At 68.2% G+C, this 16,637-nt stretch carries 15 protein-coding genes; 5 read left to right on the top strand and 10 right to left on the bottom strand.

Annotated features, from left to right (window positions below; all coding sequences use genetic code 11):
* Window positions 1–15: 15 nt before the first annotated feature.
* From FHY09_RS10785 to FHY09_RS10770, 4 genes are all read right to left on the bottom strand, one after another.
* Window positions 16–627 (bottom strand): inorganic diphosphatase, encoded by a 612-nt coding sequence (locus FHY09_RS10785; protein WP_456362782.1) that lies wholly within the window; start codon window positions 625–627, stop codon window positions 16–18.
* Window positions 628–694: 67 nt separating this feature from the next.
* Window positions 695–2,077 carry a purple acid phosphatase family protein gene (locus FHY09_RS10780; RefSeq protein WP_166926871.1) on the bottom strand — a complete coding sequence of 461 codons (1,383 nt, stop codon included), beginning with the start codon at window positions 2,075–2,077 and terminating at the stop codon, window positions 695–697.
* Complete coding sequence (locus FHY09_RS10775) at window positions 2,074–3,213, bottom strand: phytase (protein WP_456362781.1); 1,140 nt, start codon at window positions 3,211–3,213, stop codon at window positions 2,074–2,076. Before FHY09_RS10775 ends, FHY09_RS10780 begins: the two co-directional genes overlap by 4 nt.
* Window positions 3,210–5,765, bottom strand: coding sequence for a TonB-dependent receptor (locus tag FHY09_RS10770; RefSeq protein WP_166926870.1), 2,556 nt, complete (start codon window positions 5,763–5,765; stop codon window positions 3,210–3,212). Before FHY09_RS10770 ends, FHY09_RS10775 begins: the two co-directional genes overlap by 4 nt.
* 166 nt (window positions 5,766–5,931) lie before the next feature.
* Between FHY09_RS10770 and upp the strand changes: the two genes are divergently transcribed.
* Entirely contained in the window at window positions 5,932–6,567 is a 636-nt protein-coding gene (gene upp / locus FHY09_RS10765) for a uracil phosphoribosyltransferase (protein ID WP_166926869.1), read from the top strand.
* Between the two features lie 78 nt (window positions 6,568–6,645).
* On the opposite strand, the gene FHY09_RS10760 is transcribed toward upp, so the two are convergent.
* The 6 genes from FHY09_RS10760 to rsmD form a co-directional block, all read right to left on the bottom strand.
* Window positions 6,646–7,524 carry an MBL fold metallo-hydrolase gene (locus tag FHY09_RS10760; protein WP_166926868.1) on the bottom strand — a complete coding sequence of 293 codons (879 nt, stop codon included), beginning with the start codon at window positions 7,522–7,524 and terminating at the stop codon, window positions 6,646–6,648.
* Between the two features lie 137 nt (window positions 7,525–7,661).
* On the bottom strand, window positions 7,662–9,392 hold the full coding sequence (ggt, locus tag FHY09_RS10755; protein ID WP_166926867.1) for a gamma-glutamyltransferase: 1,731 nt from the start codon (window positions 9,390–9,392) through the stop codon (window positions 7,662–7,664).
* The gene (locus FHY09_RS10750; RefSeq protein ID WP_166926866.1) at window positions 9,389–9,670 is read right to left on the bottom strand and encodes a YfhL family 4Fe-4S dicluster ferredoxin; all 282 of its coding nucleotides are present in this window, start codon (window positions 9,668–9,670) and stop codon (window positions 9,389–9,391) included. Before FHY09_RS10750 ends, ggt begins: the two co-directional genes overlap by 4 nt.
* A gap of 154 nt (window positions 9,671–9,824) precedes the next feature.
* Window positions 9,825–10,319, bottom strand: coding sequence for a hypothetical protein (locus FHY09_RS10745; protein ID WP_166926865.1), 495 nt, complete (start codon window positions 10,317–10,319; stop codon window positions 9,825–9,827).
* Between the two features lie 81 nt (window positions 10,320–10,400).
* Complete coding sequence (coaD, locus tag FHY09_RS10740) at window positions 10,401–10,910, bottom strand: pantetheine-phosphate adenylyltransferase (RefSeq protein ID WP_166926864.1); 510 nt, start codon at window positions 10,908–10,910, stop codon at window positions 10,401–10,403.
* 26 nt (window positions 10,911–10,936) lie between these two features.
* Complete coding sequence (gene rsmD / locus FHY09_RS10735; protein ID WP_456362780.1) at window positions 10,937–11,515, bottom strand: 16S rRNA (guanine(966)-N(2))-methyltransferase RsmD; 579 nt, start codon at window positions 11,513–11,515, stop codon at window positions 10,937–10,939.
* A 168-nt stretch (window positions 11,516–11,683) separates the two neighbouring features.
* Here rsmD and htpG point away from each other — a divergent pair, with 168 nt between their 5' ends.
* From htpG to FHY09_RS10715, 4 genes are all read left to right on the top strand, one after another.
* Window positions 11,684–13,591 carry a molecular chaperone HtpG gene (htpG, locus tag FHY09_RS10730; protein WP_166926862.1) on the top strand — a complete coding sequence of 636 codons (1,908 nt, stop codon included), beginning with the start codon at window positions 11,684–11,686 and terminating at the stop codon, window positions 13,589–13,591.
* 115 nt (window positions 13,592–13,706) lie between these two features.
* Window positions 13,707–15,182, top strand: coding sequence for a signal recognition particle-docking protein FtsY (ftsY, locus tag FHY09_RS10725; protein WP_166926861.1), 1,476 nt, complete (start codon window positions 13,707–13,709; stop codon window positions 15,180–15,182).
* Complete coding sequence (gene mutY / locus FHY09_RS10720; protein ID WP_166926860.1) at window positions 15,175–16,290, top strand: A/G-specific adenine glycosylase; 1,116 nt, start codon at window positions 15,175–15,177, stop codon at window positions 16,288–16,290. The genes ftsY and mutY overlap by 8 nt, the downstream gene beginning before the upstream one ends.
* 68 nt (window positions 16,291–16,358) lie before the next feature.
* Entirely contained in the window at window positions 16,359–16,628 is a 270-nt protein-coding gene (locus tag FHY09_RS10715) for an oxidative damage protection protein (RefSeq protein ID WP_166926859.1), read from the top strand.
* The last annotated feature ends 9 nt before the right edge of the window (window positions 16,629–16,637 follow it).

Genomic DNA, 16,637 nt, shown 5'->3' with positions numbered 1-16,637 from the left:
GCGCGGCAGCACCGCTCAGTGCGCGGCGTCGAAGCGTTCCATCGAGGCCTCGATGAGCACCTTCGCTTCGGCCGCCGTGCCCCAGCCGTCCAGCCGTACCGGATTGCGACCCATCGGCAGGTCCTTGTAGATGCGGAAGAACGCCTCGATCCGCTGGCGCTCGATCAATGGCAGGTCGGACAGATCGTGTATCCCCGAGTAGGTGGGATCAAGCGCATCGGTGGGCACACCGATGACTTTCTCGTCCTGCTCGCCGTCGTCGACCATCTTCAGGTAGCCGATCGGGCGGAAGCGCACCACTACGCCGGGATGCAGCGGCTCGCGCGTCAGCACCAGCGCATCGAGCGGATCGTCGTCCCCGGCACGCGTGCGCGGCATCGAACCGTAGTTCGCCGGATACGCCACCGGCATCGACTGGAAGCGGTCCACGTGGATCAGTCCGTCCTGCTTGATCTCATATTTGGTGAAGCTGCCGGCGGGAATCTCCACCACCAGGTTCGCTTCCGCCGGCGCCTGTTCCGGCTGTGCGGCCAGGAACGGGTGCAGCACCGGACCGGCGGCCACGCTGGCGCCCGCCATCAGGACCAGTCCCGCTGCCAGGGCCAGCAAAGGGGCACGTCTGTTCATCAGCATCTCCAGGCTCGTTCACTCTGCACGGCGCGCCGGGAAGGAAAGGCGTCCCCGGCGCAATCGTTCACTCCCAGCACCGATCCTCGCGGCCGGTGGGGGCATGGGGGCGCGGGCAGCGTCGCGGTGCGATCCGGCCCGCCTCCAGCTCCACCCGGCGCACGCTGCCATCCGAGCCACGCTGCAGCTCGAAAGCGTCGTACACCTGCCCGGTTACCGTACGGGCTTCGTAGTGCAGGCGCTGTGGATCGATCCGCAGCACCTGGAACAGCTGGGTGTCTTCGGCCACCGGAGACATCGTGGCCAGCGCTTCGCGGGAGAGCCTGTACTGCTTCGGGCTGGCATTGCTGACCACGAACTGCGGCGTCGCCTCGCCCTCCTCCCCGCGGCGGCCGTAGGTATGGTCGTGCCCCTGCAGCACCAGATCGACGTTGTGCCGGCGTACCACGGGCAGCAGCGCGTCCTGCAGCACGGGGTTATGGCGTCCGCGCGCCGGCGAATAGAACGGCTGGTGAACCACCACGATCGTCCACGGGCGCGTGTTGGCGGCCAGGACCGCATCCAGCCACCTGGCCTGCGCATCGGCCGTGCCCAGATCCATCGCAGAGGTGCCGTCGAGCACCACGAAGCGCACGCTCTGGTAATCGAACCAGTACGTGCTCTTCTCCACGCCCGGCGCGCCGTTGCCGGGCAGCGCGAACGTCGCCGGCCAGTGCCGCGCCATGACCCGGCGCTCCTGCGGCGTGTCCTCGAACTCCTCGAAGTACTCATGGTTGCCGATGGCCGGGGCAAGCACCGTCTCCTGTGCCAGCCAGCCCACCGCAGCGAACCACTCGCCCCACTCACTGTCGTCGGCGTTGTCGCCGCCGCTGACCAGATCGCCGGCGAACAGGCTCAGGTCCGCCGCGGGTGCGGCTTTCTGCGCGGCCCGCACCACCCGGCTGACGTGGCTGAGGTTCTTGTTCTGGGTATCGCCGAAGTAGAGGAAGGTCATCGGCTGGTCGGCCTGGCCTGCCGTCCGCAGCTGGTTCCAGGCACTCCAGGTGTCCTTGCCCTGCACCCGGTAGACGTACAGCGCACCGGGCTGCAGGCCGGTGACATCGGCGCGGTGATGGTGGGAAAGACCGTTCTCGGTCTGCAGCGGACTGCTGCGCGCGGTCACGCGCGTGATCGGGCCAAAGCCCGGGCCTGCATCGGCCGGCGCGATTTCAAGCACGGGCGCCTGCACGCTGCCGTCGGTGCGCCAGCGCACCGCGAAACCCCGCGATGCGTCGGCCGCCGGCGAAGCCACGATGCGGTCCGGGAACCCGGTGGCCGCGTAGTGGCGGCTCCCGGCGGGTACCTGCGTGTTGGGCTCCACGCGCGAGGCCAGCGCGTCGGCGGCAGCGGCAGGCCCGCCCATCGCAAGCAGCAGTCCCATGGCGAGTGCGCCCGGCATGAAGCGGCTCATGCGCCGCACGCCGTGGGCAGCGACAGCGCACGCGCAACCTGCGCCCAATCGAAGGCCACCACGCCCTGGTCGTCATGCACGGCGTACAGCGCGCCCTGCGGGAAACGCGGGGTCGCGTGCTGCATCATCCAGATCCCATCGGTGTTGGCCACGGTGGTGCCCTGGAAGGCCCCCACCGGCTTGAGCGTATGCCGGTCGAAGAGGTGGAACACGCTGCGTCCCTTGCCCTGTTCGGTGGTGATCCACCAGCCGCCGCTGCCGCAGGTGCGCAGCATCACGCCCTCCGCCTGCGCCTTGAAGACGTCGCGCCCGAAGGTGGTGCCGGTGAAACGCCCTTCCAGCGTATAGACCTTGAATTCGTTGGCGTAGGTCTCGTCTTCCTCGGCGATGAGCAGGCGGTCATTGGCCGGATCGCCCCAGATCGACTCCACCACCCGCAGCGCGCCGGCTTCGGTGGTGTCACCGATGCTGGCCGCCAGCGTGGCGGTCAAGGTCGTCCCGTCGCGCTGCACGTCGTAGCGGCGCACGCGCTTGTCCAGCTGCGCCAGCGGCGGCAGGATGTCGTTGCCCTGCGCATCTTCGCCGTCGTCCCAGGAATCGGTCACGTATACGCTGTAGCGACCCTCGCGGGTGTCGACCCACAGCCCGTAGGGTTTGCGCAGATCATCGGCGCCGAACACCGCCAGCGGGGTGAAGTCGGGCAGCGAGAACACCTGCACGCGGTGGTTGTCGCGCTCGACGATCCACAGCAGATCATCGGTCACGGCGATGCCGTTGGGGCGATCGAACTGACCCAGGCCCGCGCCCGCGCTGCCGATATCGCGTATGTGCCTGCCGGTACTGCCGTCATACACCACCAGCTTGTCGGTGGCCTTGGCGGTGGCGATCAGCCAGGTGCTGCCATCCGGCGCCTGCCAGGCCGCCGGTGAGTCGATGTTGTCCTTAGGCGTCATCGGGCTCAGGAACGCCTCGGCCACCGTGGCGATCCGGCGCTCACCTGCCGCTGCAACGCTTCCGGCCGGCGTGGCCAGCGTGGCCGCTGCCGGACCGGCGGCGCCGATGGATGCCGGCTGGCAGCCCGTGGCGAGCACGGCCAGCAATGCAGCGGTGAGCACCGCAGTGCCGCGCGCGATCACAGGGCCACCTTCAGGCCGACCGCATACGTGCGACCGTATTCTTCCAGCTGCAGGGTGCGCGAACGCGCGCCCTGGTAAAGCTCGAGCGGCTTGTCCAAGAGATTCTGTGCCTCGAAGTAAACGCTGACGCGGGGGCTGAAGCGGTAGTCCAGCGAGAAATCCAGCTGTGTATGGGGCGCGACGTAGATATCGAACGCACGACCGGCACCCAGCGCGTCCAGGTACTCGCTGCGGTACACCGCCGCCAATCGCGTGCTCAGGCCCTGTTTCTCATAGCCGAGGTGGGCGCTGTACACGTGCCGGGAGGCACGCGGCAGCATGAAATCCTCACCGGCACGGTCGTCCAGGCCCGGATTGAAATCGGTATCCAGCCAGGTCCCGCTGGCACCGACCAGCAGGCCATCCAGGCCCGGCGGCAGGAACGCCAGCTGTTGCTGCCAGTTGAACTCGGCACCCCGCACGGTGGCCTTGTCACCGTTGATCGCGGTAGTCACATCAAAGCCGTCGAACGCCGGATCATTCAGGCGCGTGGTCTCCACGATGTAGCCGTCGATGGACTTGTGGAACACGCCAAGCGAGACGATGCCGGTGCTGCCGATGTATTTTTCCACCGAAAGATCGATGTTGCGTGACTCGTAGGGATCCAGCGCCGGGTTGCCGATGCGCACTTCCTCGTCGCCGCGGTTGAGCCCGACGCGCGGGGAAAGGTCGCCGAACGAAGGCCGCGACACGGTCTTGTTGGCCGAGGCGCGGAACACCCAGTCATCGGCGGCGTCGTACCGCAGGTGCAGGCCGGGCAGCACGGTGCTGTAGCTGCGGTCAGCCTCCACCGGGGTCACGGTGAAGGCACTGCCATCGACATCCACACGGTTGCCGGTGGCCGTGAAGCGGGTGTTCTCCACGCGCACGCCACCGATGACCCGCAGCGCGCCGATGTCCCAGGTGCCCATGGCGTAGGTGGCGAAGATGTCCTCGCGCGCGATGTAATCCTCTTCCAGCGACGCGGTGGCGTTGCCTGCCACGTCCTGCGGACGGGCACTGTAGCGGTCTGCATTGGCAGCCCAGTAGCGGCGCATCGCCTCCGAGCTCATGCCCTGCCCCAGCGGGCCATGGCGATGCTCCGGCGCCTGGCGGCTCCAGCTGGCCAGGTCGATCCCCGGGCCTCGGCGCAGCTCGGCTTCGTCGGTGTTGACGTCGCGGTCGCGCCAGCGCCCCAGCACGCCGAACTTGTAGCTGGCATTGCCGGCATCGAAACGTACGTTGATCTGCGCGCTCGTCTCCTCGTCGTCCACCTGCTTGGGCGAGAGCACCATGCGGTCGAAGCCGTAGTTGGCGTTGTCCAGCCACTGCGGGTTGTCGAGCGTGAAGCGCGGCAGCCGGCTGCGCTGGTCCAGCGTGCCGCCCATATCGTCACCGTCAAGAGTGAAGCGGGCTTCCATCTCGTCGTTCACGCGCTCGCGGGTTCTGGTGTAGCCGACCTTGTAGTCGAGTACGGCCGAGGACAGCCGGTTCTCTCCGCCGGCACTGGCGGCGAAGGTGTTCTCGCGCTTGGTGCGGTAGCGCATGCGCTTGTCGATCGCATCGGCCGGCAGGTCATCCAGCCGGAACTGGTCCACGCCGGTGGCCACGCGCTGGGCCTCGTCGAAGTTGACGATCACGCGCTGGCGCGTTTCCGCGTCATCGAAGCGGCTGTACAGCGTCCGCAGGTAGTACGCATTGTCGGCATCCGGGCGCCAATCCAGATTGAGGTTCGCGCCGACGCGCTTGCGCTCGATCTCGTACTTGCGGCGCTGCAGATTGATGGCGGTGACGTCGCCGGGCCGCGCGTCATCCTCCCCTTCGTACTCCACCTCGGAGTTGTCGGACTCGAAGGCGCGGTTCTGGTAATTCACGCCTGCGGCGATGCCGAAGGTATCGGCGAACACCTCGCTGTAGTTCAGCGCCGCCTTCGGGCTGGTCTCACCGGACAGCGGCTGGTGGCTGGCTTCGAGCCTGCCGCGCAGGCTGCGCCCGTCGCGGTCGAACGCCGAGGCGGACTCGACCAGGATCGCGCCGCCGATGGCATCGCCGGGCATGTCCGGCGTGGGCGATTTGACCACGCGCAGGCGCTCGGTGGAATCGGACGGAATGACGTCCAGCGGCGCGGCACGGCTGGAATCTTCCGGGGTGCCCACCGCGATGCCATCGATGCTGACGCTGTTGAGGTTGGCATCCAGTCCGCGCACCACGACAAAACGGCCTTCGCCCTGGTCGCGGGTGACGCTGACGCCGGGCAGACGCTGCAGTGATTCGGCCACGTTCTTGTCCGGGTACTGGCCCAGTGCATCCGAGGAGACCGCGTCTTCGATGGCATCGCTGCTGCGCTTGAGGTCGACCGCGCGGACCTGTGACTCCAGCTGCGCGCGCACTTCGACGCGGTCCAGGTCGGTCGCATCTGCCAGGGCGACGCCGGTGGCGATGGCAGCGCCATGGCCCGCGGCGGCGAAGGGGACGGTGGCGCCCACCGCAAGTGTGAGGGTTATGGCGAGCGCCAGCGGCGTCTTGGTCTGCACGGATGAATCCCCATTCGGTGTGAAGAATGGGAGAGCACGGTATGTCGCCAACGTTGCGTGCCCATGACACCGGGGGAAGGTTGAGGCGGCCCATCCGTTCCCGACGCTGGCCCGCCCTGCCGTGACGCGTCAGAATAGCCACTCTGCCTTTCCCGTACGCCATGCCATGAAAATCGTTGAAGTGCGCCATCCGCTGGTGCGGCACAAGATCGGTCTGATGCGTGATCCAACGCTCAGCACCAAGGATTTCCGCGAGCTCGCCAACGAGCTGGGCACGCTGCTGGCCTACGAGGCCACCGCAGACCTGGACACCGAAGCACACACCATGACGGGCTGGGCCGGCCCGGTCACGGTGCAGCGCATCGCCGGGGCCAAGATCACCGTGGTGCCGATCCTGCGTGCCGGACTGGGCATGCTCAGCGGCGTGCTGTCGCTGATCCCGGCGGCGCGTGTGAGCGTGGTCGGCCTGCAGCGTGATGAAGAAACCCTGCAGCCGGTGCCCTATTTCGAGCGCCTGACCGGCCGCCTCGAAGAACGCGACGCGCTGATCCTGGACCCCATGCTGGCCACCGGTGGCACGCTGATCGCGACGATCGACATGCTCAAGCGCGCCGGGGCACGCCGTATCAAGGGCATCTTCCTGGTAGCCGCGCCGGAGGGTATCGCCGCCGTGCAGGCCGCACACCCGGACATCGAGATCTACACCGCCGCCATTGACGACCACCTCAACGAGAAGGGCTACATCCTGCCTGGCCTCGGCGACGCCGGGGACCGCATCTTCGGTACCCGCGTGATCGGCTGAAAAAGCGGACGGAGGCCATCGAATCGCAGGCCGTACGCAGTGGGCCAGATGCGACCTGGTGCCCACTGCCCTCCTTTTTCACGCTCCGGTGAGTTCACGTTGCTCGTTGAGGGTCACGAAGCGGCCCTTCTCGTCGCGCCCCAGTTCGGCCAGTGCGACCTCGGGGTCGTGGGTGAAGAACAGCTGCACGTTGCGTGCGAGCTTGTCTTCGAGGAACTGCTTTTTCTCATCGATCAGCAGCTCGGCATTGCGGTCGTAACCCATCGTGATGGGCACATGGACCCACGAGCGACCCGGGACCAGATCGGCGCAGAAGACAACGCCGCCACGGCTGCTGCCATCCGGGCCGGTTTCACCAACGATCTCGGCCAGCATCAGGCCCGGCGTGTGGCCGTCGCTGAAACTGAAACGCACGCTGCGACCCAGCGCGTTGGAATAGGCCCCGTCGACCACTTCAAGCCGGCCGCTGCCGTCGAGCAGGGCCGGCAGCTCGGGAATGAAGCTGGCGCGGTCGCGCGCGTGCGGCGACAGCGCGCGCTGCCAATGCGCAGCGCCGACCACGTACGTGGCATTGGGAAACAGCAGCTCGGGCGCGCGCCCTTCCACCCACGGCGCCAGCAGGCCGCCGGCGTGGTCGAAATGCAGGTGGCTGAGCACCACCACGTCGATGTCTTCGTGCTCGAATCCCGCCGTGCGCAGTGAATCGATCAGCACGTGCTGCGGCTCCTGCACGCCATAGCGGTCGCGCATCCGCGGTTCGAAGAATGCGCCGATGCCGGTTTCGAACAGGACGGTGCGTCCGTGCAGCGGGCTGGCAAGCAGGGCCCTGCACGCCAGTTCGATGCGATTGTGTTCATCCGGGGCGGCCCATTTCTCCCAGAGCGCGCGCGGGGCGTTGCCGAACATCGCGCCGCCGTCGAGGCGCTGCGTGTTGCCGAGGATCGACCAAAGTTTCATGCGCAAATTATCGGTGCGCAAGCGTTAAATAATGGTTCATCGCCGCTGGCGGCGTGGCGGACGGCGCGGCCCGTCATGACCCGGGCCATGCGGTGCGCCGCCCGCGCGCGCAGGCGGGGCCGCAGCGGGCGAACCCCTCAACGCGCCGCGCTGACCTCGGCACTGCCCACCGGATTGCGTGGATCACTGCCGCCCTGCAGCGTGTTGTCCACGCGGTCCCATTCCACTGTCTGCAGGTTGCCCCACACGTGGCTGGAACCGCGCCCACCGGCCGCGACGTTGCCGGGCAGATCAATCGTGTGGCCCATGGCCTGCAGCTGCTTGATCGTGTCCGCGTCGAACGCATCGGTTTCCGCTTCGATCACGTCCGGCAGCCACTGGTGGTGGTAGCGCGGCAGCGCCGCGACCTGCTGCGCCGACAACCCATCGTCATAGCCGAGGATCCCGAGCAGCACCATCGTGATGATGCGGCTGCCGCCCGGCGTGCCCAGCACCACGACCTTGTCCGCGTTCTCCATGAACGTCGGCGTCATCGAACTGAGCATCCGCTTGCCCGGCTTCGGCGCGTTGGCCTCGTAGCCCATCACGCCGAAGGCATTGGGCGTACCGGGCTTGAGCGCGAAATCGTCCATCTCGTTGTTGAGCAGGACGCCCGTGCCCTTGGGAATCAGCCCGGAGCCGTACAGCAGGTTCACGGTCTGCGTTGCGCCTACCCGGTTGCCCTCGCCATCGATGATGGAGAAGTGCGTGGTTTCATCATCCTCCAGCGGCGTCGGATTGCCCGACAGCAGATCGCTCGGCGTCGCCTTGTCCGGGTGGATGGTCGCCCGCAGTCCCTGCGCGTAATCCCTGCTGGTCAGCACGCCCTGCGGGATATCCACGAAATCGGGATCGCCGAGGAAGAACGTGCGGTCGCGGTAGGCACGACGCATCGACTCCACCACCAGGTGCGCGCGGTGCGCCGGGTCCATTTTCCTGATGTCCCAGCCTTCGAGGATCTGCAGCATCGCCGCCAGCGCGATGCCACCGGAAGACGGCGGCGGCGCGGTGGTGATCTTCCAGCCGTTGTAGGCGAAGACGATCGGCTCGCGCTGCTTGACCCGGTAACCGGCCAGCTCCTCGGCGGTCCAGCGGCCGCCGGCCTGCTTCACCCCGGCCAGCAGCAGGCGGCCGGTCTGTCCGCGGTAGAACCCATCGAACCCGCCGTCGGCCAGCCGCTCCAGCGTGCGGGCCAGTTCGGGCTGCTGGAAGACATCGCCCTCGGCGATGGGCCGGCCGTTGCGCAGATAGACCTCGCGCGTGCCGGGAAAGCGCTCCATCACTTCGCGCCGTGACTGGTAGCCCCTGGCCATGCGCGCATACACCGGGAAGCCTTCCCGTGCGATGCGGATGGCAGGCTGCAGCGCGGCTTTCAGCGGCAGCTTGCCGTGCTTGGCCGACAGTTCCACCAGGGCCGCCGGCAGGCCGGGAATGCCCGCCGACCAGGCACCGTTGACCGAGCGATCGCGGTCCAGTTTGCCCTCCTTGTCGAGGAACGCGGCCTCGGTCGCGGCCGCCGGCGCGGTCTCGCGCGCGTCCAGCATCAGGTCCTTGCCACTGGCCGCATCATGCAGCAGGAAGAAGCCGCCCCCCCCCAACCCCGAGCTGATCGGCTCGACCACCGCCAGGGTCGAGGACACTGCCACGGCGGCATCGAATGCGTTGCCGCCCTGCGCCAGGATTTCCATGCCGGCACGGGTTGCCAGCTGGTGGCCGCTGGCAATGGCCGCGCCCTCCGGGTGGGCGGCGCGCTGCGGATCGGCGGCGACGGCCAGCGGCGCGGACGCCAGCAGGCCGAACAGCAGCAGTGAGCGGGCAATCAGGTTCATGGGGAACGGGGCTCCACGTAGAGTTCGGGATGATCGTGCTGCAGGCCACGCAGCTTGGCCAGCAGCTGGTCTTCGGTCTCGACGATGTCCGGGTCCGGATCGATGCATTCCACTGGACAGACGATCACACACTGGGGCTCGTCGAAATGACCGACGCACTCGGTGCAGCGGGCCGGGTCGATCACATAGATGGTTTCACCCATCGCGATGGCCTGGTTCGGGCAGGCCGGCTCACAGACGTCACAGTTGACGCAGAGCTCATTGATTTTCAGCGACATGGCGATGACTCCTCGCCCGCGCAGGGCAGCCCGCCACGTCGTGGCAGGCCGCTGGACTGGCCCCGGCCGGCGCGGGCGCGCCGACCGGTCAGGGACGATGCCGGCAGGCACCGTCCACGACCACGCCCTCGGGCGCGGCCGTTACCACACGGGATTACTTGGCTTCGACGAATACGTACTCGGCGCCGGTGGGCTGCACGACGGACTGCACGCGGGCATTGTCGGCGGCATCGCCGATGAACACCACGCGCACGTTCTTCATGGAGTCCGGCGAGACGTCCTTGAACACGGCCTGGATCATGTCGGCCATCTTGCCCGAGGCAGACGAACCGAAGGCCAGCATGTTGCCCGGCTGCACGCCACGGGCCACCGCGGCGGTCGCGCTCTCCACCTGGCGCTCGTACTTCTCGGCGAACTGCGGATCCGATTCCGGGGAGAGGTAATACAGGAACGGGCTGTTGGTGACGTTGCCCATGTTGCGGATCGCAACATCCTGCAGGTACTTCTTCCAGGCCGCGTCATCGTCCTTGGCCGGTGCGACCAGCGCCTGCTGCGCTTCGGCCTGGGCCGGGGCTTCTTCCTTCTTGCAGGCGGTCAGCGCCAGGGCGGTCATCGAGGCGAGCAGCAGCGCGCGCATGGTGGTGTTCATGGGTGGTCTCCCGTTGGTTCGTGTGGTGTTGGAGCGGTTGTCAGGGTGCCGGTGGCAGAGCGTCCGCGACCAGCGCAGGAATCAGGCCTGTGCGGCCCGCGTTTCACGCACGCGGCGCAGCGCTTCGAGCACCGACGCGGGCACGAAGCCGGAGACATCGCCACCGAGCCGCGCGATCTCGCGCACCAGCGACGACGAGATGAAGCTGTGCTGCTCGGCGGGCGTGAGGAACAGCGTCTCCACTTCCGGAATCAGGTGGCGGTTCATGCTGGCCATCTGGAACTCGTACTCGAAGTCGGACACCGCGCGCAGGCCGCGCAGCAGGATGCCCCCCTGCACCGAGCGTACGAAGTGCGCCAGCAGCGTATCGAAGCCGCGCACCTCGACGTTCCCGTTGTGCTGCAGGGCTTCGCGCGCCAGCTGCACGCGCAGCTCCAGCGGCAGCGTCGGGCCCTTGGAAGGGCTCTGGGCCACGCCCACGACGACCTTCTCGAACAGCGGCGCGGCCCGGTTCACCAGGTCGATGTGGCCGTTGGTGATCGGGTCGAAGGTGCCGGGGTAGACGGCGATGCGACGGTTGGCCACGGTCATGAGCGGTCGTGAACGTTCAGAATGGGTCAAAGTGTAGCAGTGGTGTGCCGGTACAGGGCGAAGCGCACGTCCCGGGTACTGCCCTCGCGGTGCAGCAGCCATTCCGGGGGCAGGCGCGGGGCCTGCCCGGCAGGCGATTCCAGGTACAGCCATGGCGCCCTGCCCAGGTGGCGCGGGAGCACCGCCAGCGCCTGCTCCCACAGCCCGTCGGCGAACGGCGGGTCGATGAACACCAGCCCGGCCTGCAGGGGCGGCGCGGTCGCCAGCCAGCGCAGGGCGTCGGCCTGCACCACGGCCACGCGTTCGGCGGCCTTGAGCTTGTCCACGGCTGCCTGCAGGTTGCGCACCAGCTGCGGATCGCGCTCGATCAGCGTGGCATGCGCGGCGCCGCGCGAGACCGCCTCCAGCCCCAGTGCGCCACTGCCGGCGAACAGGTCCAGCACGCGGGCACCGCCCAGCCGCGGCATCAGCCAGTTGAACAGGGTCTCGCGCACCCGGTCGCTGCTGGGGCGCAGGCCCGGCAGCGTCGGGACCGGCAGGCGCGTGTTGCGCCACTGCCCGCCGACGATGCGGACCTGGCCTTCATTGCGGTCGCGGCCGCTCACCGGCGGCCCCGGCGGGTCATGTTGAGCGTCTTGAGCATGCCGTGATTGTAGAACGGCCGGCCGGCCACGGGCACCACGATGCACCTGCGGCCTTGATTTCGCAGCTTCCGCCCCTACCCCTTGGCCAGGCCGCACACGCTGGCGCGGCACGTACATGGAGCCCTACCGATGACCGAGACGACCCAGACCGAAACCCTTGGCTTCCAGACCGAGGTCAAGCAGCTGCTGCAGCTGATGATCCACTCGCTTTACTCCAACAAGGAAATCTTCCTGCGCGAGCTGGTGTCCAACGCCGCCGACGCCGCCGACAAGCTGCGCTTCGAAGCGTTGACGCAGCCCACGCTGCTGGAGGATGACAACGAGCTGCGCGTGCGGGTCAGCTTCGACGCCGACGCTCACACCGTCACCATCGAGGACAACGGCATCGGCATGAGCCGCGAGGAGGCCATCGCGCACCTGGGCACCATCGCCAAGTCCGGCACTGGCGACTTCCTGCGCCAGCTCTCCGGCGACCAGAAAAAGGATTCCCAGCTGATCGGCCAGTTCGGCGTGGGGTTCTACAGCGCGTTCATCGTCGCCGACCAGGTGGACGTCTATTCACGCCGGGCGGGTGCGGCCGCAGCCGAGGGCGTGCACTGGTCCTCGCGTGGCGAAGGCGAGTTCGACGTGGCGTCTATGGAGAAGGCCGAGCGGGGTACCCGCATCGTGCTGCACCTCAAGGACGGCGAGCATGACTTCGCCGACGGCTGGCGCCTGCGCGGCATCCTCAAGAAGTACTCCGATCACATCGGCCTGCCGATCCAGATGCCCACCCAGGCGCCGCCGTCCGGGGACGAGGCCGCCGCTCCGGCGCTCGAGTGGGAGACCGTCAACCGTGCCAGTGCGCTCTGGACGCGCCCGCGCACCGAGATCAGCGACGCCGAATACACCGAGTTCTACAAGCACGTCGCGCATGATCACAGCGATCCGCTGGCGTGGAGCCACAACAAGGTCGAAGGCAAGCTCGAGTACACCTCGCTGCTGTATGTGCCTGGCCGCGCGCCGTTCGACCTCTATCACCGCGAGGCACCGAAGGGACTGAAGCTCTACGTGCAGCGCGTGTTCGTGATGGACCAGGCCGAACAGTTCCTGCCGCTGTACCTGCGTTTCATCAAGGGCGTGGTGGATTCCAGCGACCTGTCACTGAACGTCTCGCGCGAGATCCTGCAGTCCGGCCCGGTCATCGATTCGATGAAATCGGCACTGACCAAGCGCTCGCTGGACATGCTGGAGAAGCTGGCCAGGGACAAGCCGGAGCAGTACGCCACGTTCTGGAAGGAGTTCGGCCAGGTGCTGAAGGAAGGCCCGGCCGAGGACTTCAGCAACCGCGAGAAGATCGCCGGGCTGCTGCGCTTCGCCTCCACCCGTGGCGAAGGCGATGCGCAGTCCGTGGCGCTGGCCGATTACGTGGGCCGCATGGCCGAGGGCCAGGACACGGTGTACTACCTCACCGGCGAAAGCTACACGCAGGTGCGCAACAGCCCGCACCTGGAAGTGTTCCGCAAGAAGGGCATCGAGGTGCTGCTGCTGACCGACCGGATCGATGAGTGGCTGATGGGCTATCTGACCGAGTTCGACGGCAAGCGCTTTGTGGACATCGCCCGTGGCGACCTCGACCTGGGTGCGCTGGAAAGCGAGGAAGACAAGCAGGCGCAGGAATCGGCGGCGAAGGAAAAGCAGGCACTGGTGGAGCGCCTGAAGAGCGCGTTGGGCGATGACGTGGCCGAAGTGAGGGTGTCGCACCGGCTGACCGATTCGCCGGCGGTGCTGGCCATCGGCGCGCAGGATCTCGGCCTGCAGATGCGGCAGATCCTCGAAGCCAGTGGACAGAAGGTCCCCGACAGCAAGCCGGTGCTGGAAATCAACCCGGGTCATCCGCTGATCGCCAAGCTGGAGGCCGAAGCCGATGGTACGCGCTTCGATGACCTCGGCCGGGTGCTGTTCGACCAGGCGGCACTGGCCGCCGGTGACAGCCTGAAGGATCCCGGCGCGTACGTGGCCCGCCTCAACCGGCTGCTGCTGGAACTGTCGGCCTGACCGGCCGTCACGCGCGGTGCCGGCGGTCCGCCGGCACCGCGCGCGGATGCTCTCCACGCGGGCCCGACCGGGCCCGGTGGTACCCTGTCGCCTGATCTGGAACCGCCCTCGCCCCATGCTCAGTTTTTTCCGCCGCAAGAAGCCCGAAGACGCGCCGCAGGGCGAGTCGCCCAAGACCCAGCACTATTCGGCTGAAGAGCTCGCGGCCGCGTTCCCCACCGCGCGACCCGCGCCGGCCGACACGCCGGTTGTCACGCCGCCGGTTACGCCGATCACCGCTGAGCCGCCGCGCCAGCCCGCGCCGGTCGTCGTGCGCGAGGCGGCGCCTGCTCCGCTCGACCCTGTTGCCCCGCCTGCCCCACCACCCGTGGCACCGGTGGCTGCACCCTCCGTTGCCGTGCCGCCTCCTGCCAGCGCACCTGTGCCTGCCGCACCTGTGCCTGCCGCACCTGTCGTTGCGCCGCCGGCCGTGCAGCCGCCGCACGCCCAGCCCGTCGCCCCCTCCGTCGCCGGCACGCCCAGCCCGGAACGCGCACCGGAAAATTTCCTCGAAGAGGCCCTTGCCGCCGCGGCCGTGCTGGCGCCCATCGCGCCGGTCACCCGTGCGCCCGAGCCCGCCGCGCCCGCTGCGGACCTGCCGACGCTGGTCGATGCCGCACCGGCACCGGCCGGCAAGTCCGGCTGGCGCGACCGCCTGCGCAACAGCACCTTCGCACGCAGCTTCGGCGGCCTGTTCTCGCGCAACCCCAAGCTCGACGATGACCTGCTCGACGAGATCGAAACCGCGCTGATCACCGCTGACGTCGGCATGACCGCCACCACCACGCTGGTGGACAGCCTGCGCCGGCGCATGAAGTCGCGCGAGTTCGCCGATGCGCAGGCCCTGCTCAAGGCCCTGCGCGCCGACCTCATCGGCATCCTCCAGCCCGTATCCAGGCCGCTGGTCATCGACCGCAGCGCCAAGCCGTTCGTGATCCTCACCGTCGGCGTGAACGGCGTCGGCAAGACCACCACCATCGGCAAACTCGCCAAGCGCTTCAAGGACGAGGGCAACAGCCTGATGCTGGCCGCCGGCGATACCTTCCGCGCCGCAGCGGTGGCACAGCTGCAGGCATGGGGCGAACGCAACGGCGTGGCCGTTGTGGCGCAGGGGCAGAACGCCGACGCTGCCTCAGTGGCCTTCGATGCGCTGCAGGCTGGCACGGCCCGCGGCACCTCCGTACTGATCGCCGATACCGCCGGCCGCCTGCACACGCAGTCCGGCCTGATGAACGAGCTGGGCAAGATCCGCCGCGTGCTGGGGAAGATCGATCCGGCCGCACCACACGAAGTGCTCATGGTGATCGATGGCACGACCGGCCAGAACGCGCTCTCGCAGCTGCGCCAGTTCAACGCCGCAGTGAATGTCACCGGCCTGGTGGTGACCAAGCTGGATGGCACCGCCAAGGGCGGCGTGGTGTTCGCCCTGGCCCAGGAGTTCGGCATTCCGATCCGGTTCGCCGGCATCGGCGAGCGACCGGAGGACCTGCGCGTGTTCGATCCGGAAGCCTTCGTCGACGCGCTGCTGCCCGAAGCCCTTGGCAGTGCCTGAGCCGCTCTGCGCCGTCGCCACCGCGCCCGGTCCGGGTGCGGGCGTCGGCGGCGGCGATGCCTTCGTCGCGCGCCTTCTGCACTGGTTCACCGGGCATGGTCGGCATGACCTGCCCTGGCAGCACCCACGCACGCCCTACCGGGTCTGGCTGTCTGAAATCATGCTGCAGCAGACCCAGGTAGCCACGGTCATCGGCTATTTCGAGCGTTTCCTGCACCACTTCCCCACCCTGCCGGACCTGGCCGCCGCCGACAACGATGCGGTCATGGCGCAGTGGGCCGGGTTGGGCTACTACGCCCGCGCACGCAACCTGCACGCGGCGGCCCGACACTGCATGGCTGCCCATGGCGGCGACCTGCCACGCGATTTCGATGCCCTGCACGCGCTGCCCGGCATCGGCCGCAGCACCGCCGGCGCCATCCTCAGCCAGGCCTGGAATGATCCGTTCGCGATCCTGGACGGCAACGTCAAGCGCGTGCTCAGCCGCTACCACGGCGTGACCGGATTCCCGGGCCTGCCAGTCATCGAGCGTACGCTGTGGACGCACGCGCTCGGCCACGTCGCGCACGTGCCGGGCGGTCGCATGGCCGATTACACCCAGGCCCAGATGGACCTCGGCGCCACGGTCTGCACGCGCGCGCGCCCGGCCTGCGTGATCTGTCCACTGCAGCAGGACTGCGTGGCACGCAGGGAGGGGCTCACCGCGCAGCTGCCCACGCCCAAGCCCGGCAAGGTGCTCCCGGAGCGTTCCGCCGTTGCGCTGCTGCTGCGCGATGCGCAGGGGCGCGTGCTGCTGCAGAAGCGTCCCCAGACCGGTATCTGGGCCTCGCTGTGGACCCTGCCGCAGGCCGACACCGAAACCGCCGCACAGGACTGGTTCGATGCCCATGTGGACGGTGCCCTGGAGCCTGCGCAGGCACTGCCACCGGTCCGCCACGCCTTCAGTCACTACCGGCTGGAGCTGCAGGTACTGCAGGTCCAGGTGGACGGACTGAAGGCGGCCGGCCCGTCCGCGGCAGACCCCTCCCTGCGCTGGGTGCACCTGCACGATCTGTCCACGCTGGGCCTGCCGGCGCCGATCCGCACACTGCTGCTGGCCCGCCTGTGACCCGCGCCGCGCCACCTCAGCGGCACAGCACGGCGTCAAACCACCGCAACCTGACCACGAGAGATCCCATGTCACGCACTGTCTTCTGCGAACACGAGCAACGCGAAACCGAAGGCCTGGAGTACGTGCCTTACCCGGGCGAGCTCGGGCAGCGCATCTTCGGCAGCATCGGCAAGCCCGCATGGACGGCCTGGCTGGCACACCAGACCATGCTGATCAACGAGAACCGGCTGTCCCCGCGCAATCCGGAGCACCGTGCCTTCCTGGAAGGCGAGCTGGTGAAGTACCTGTTCTCCGGCGATACCGCCAAGCCCGCAGGCTTCGTTCCCGAAGCCTGACACGGCCGG

The organism is Xanthomonas sp. 60 (genome assembly GCF_011761925.1).
The sequence above is the reverse complement of the archived record's forward strand: the minus strand, read 5'-3'. Positions and strand labels throughout refer to the sequence as shown.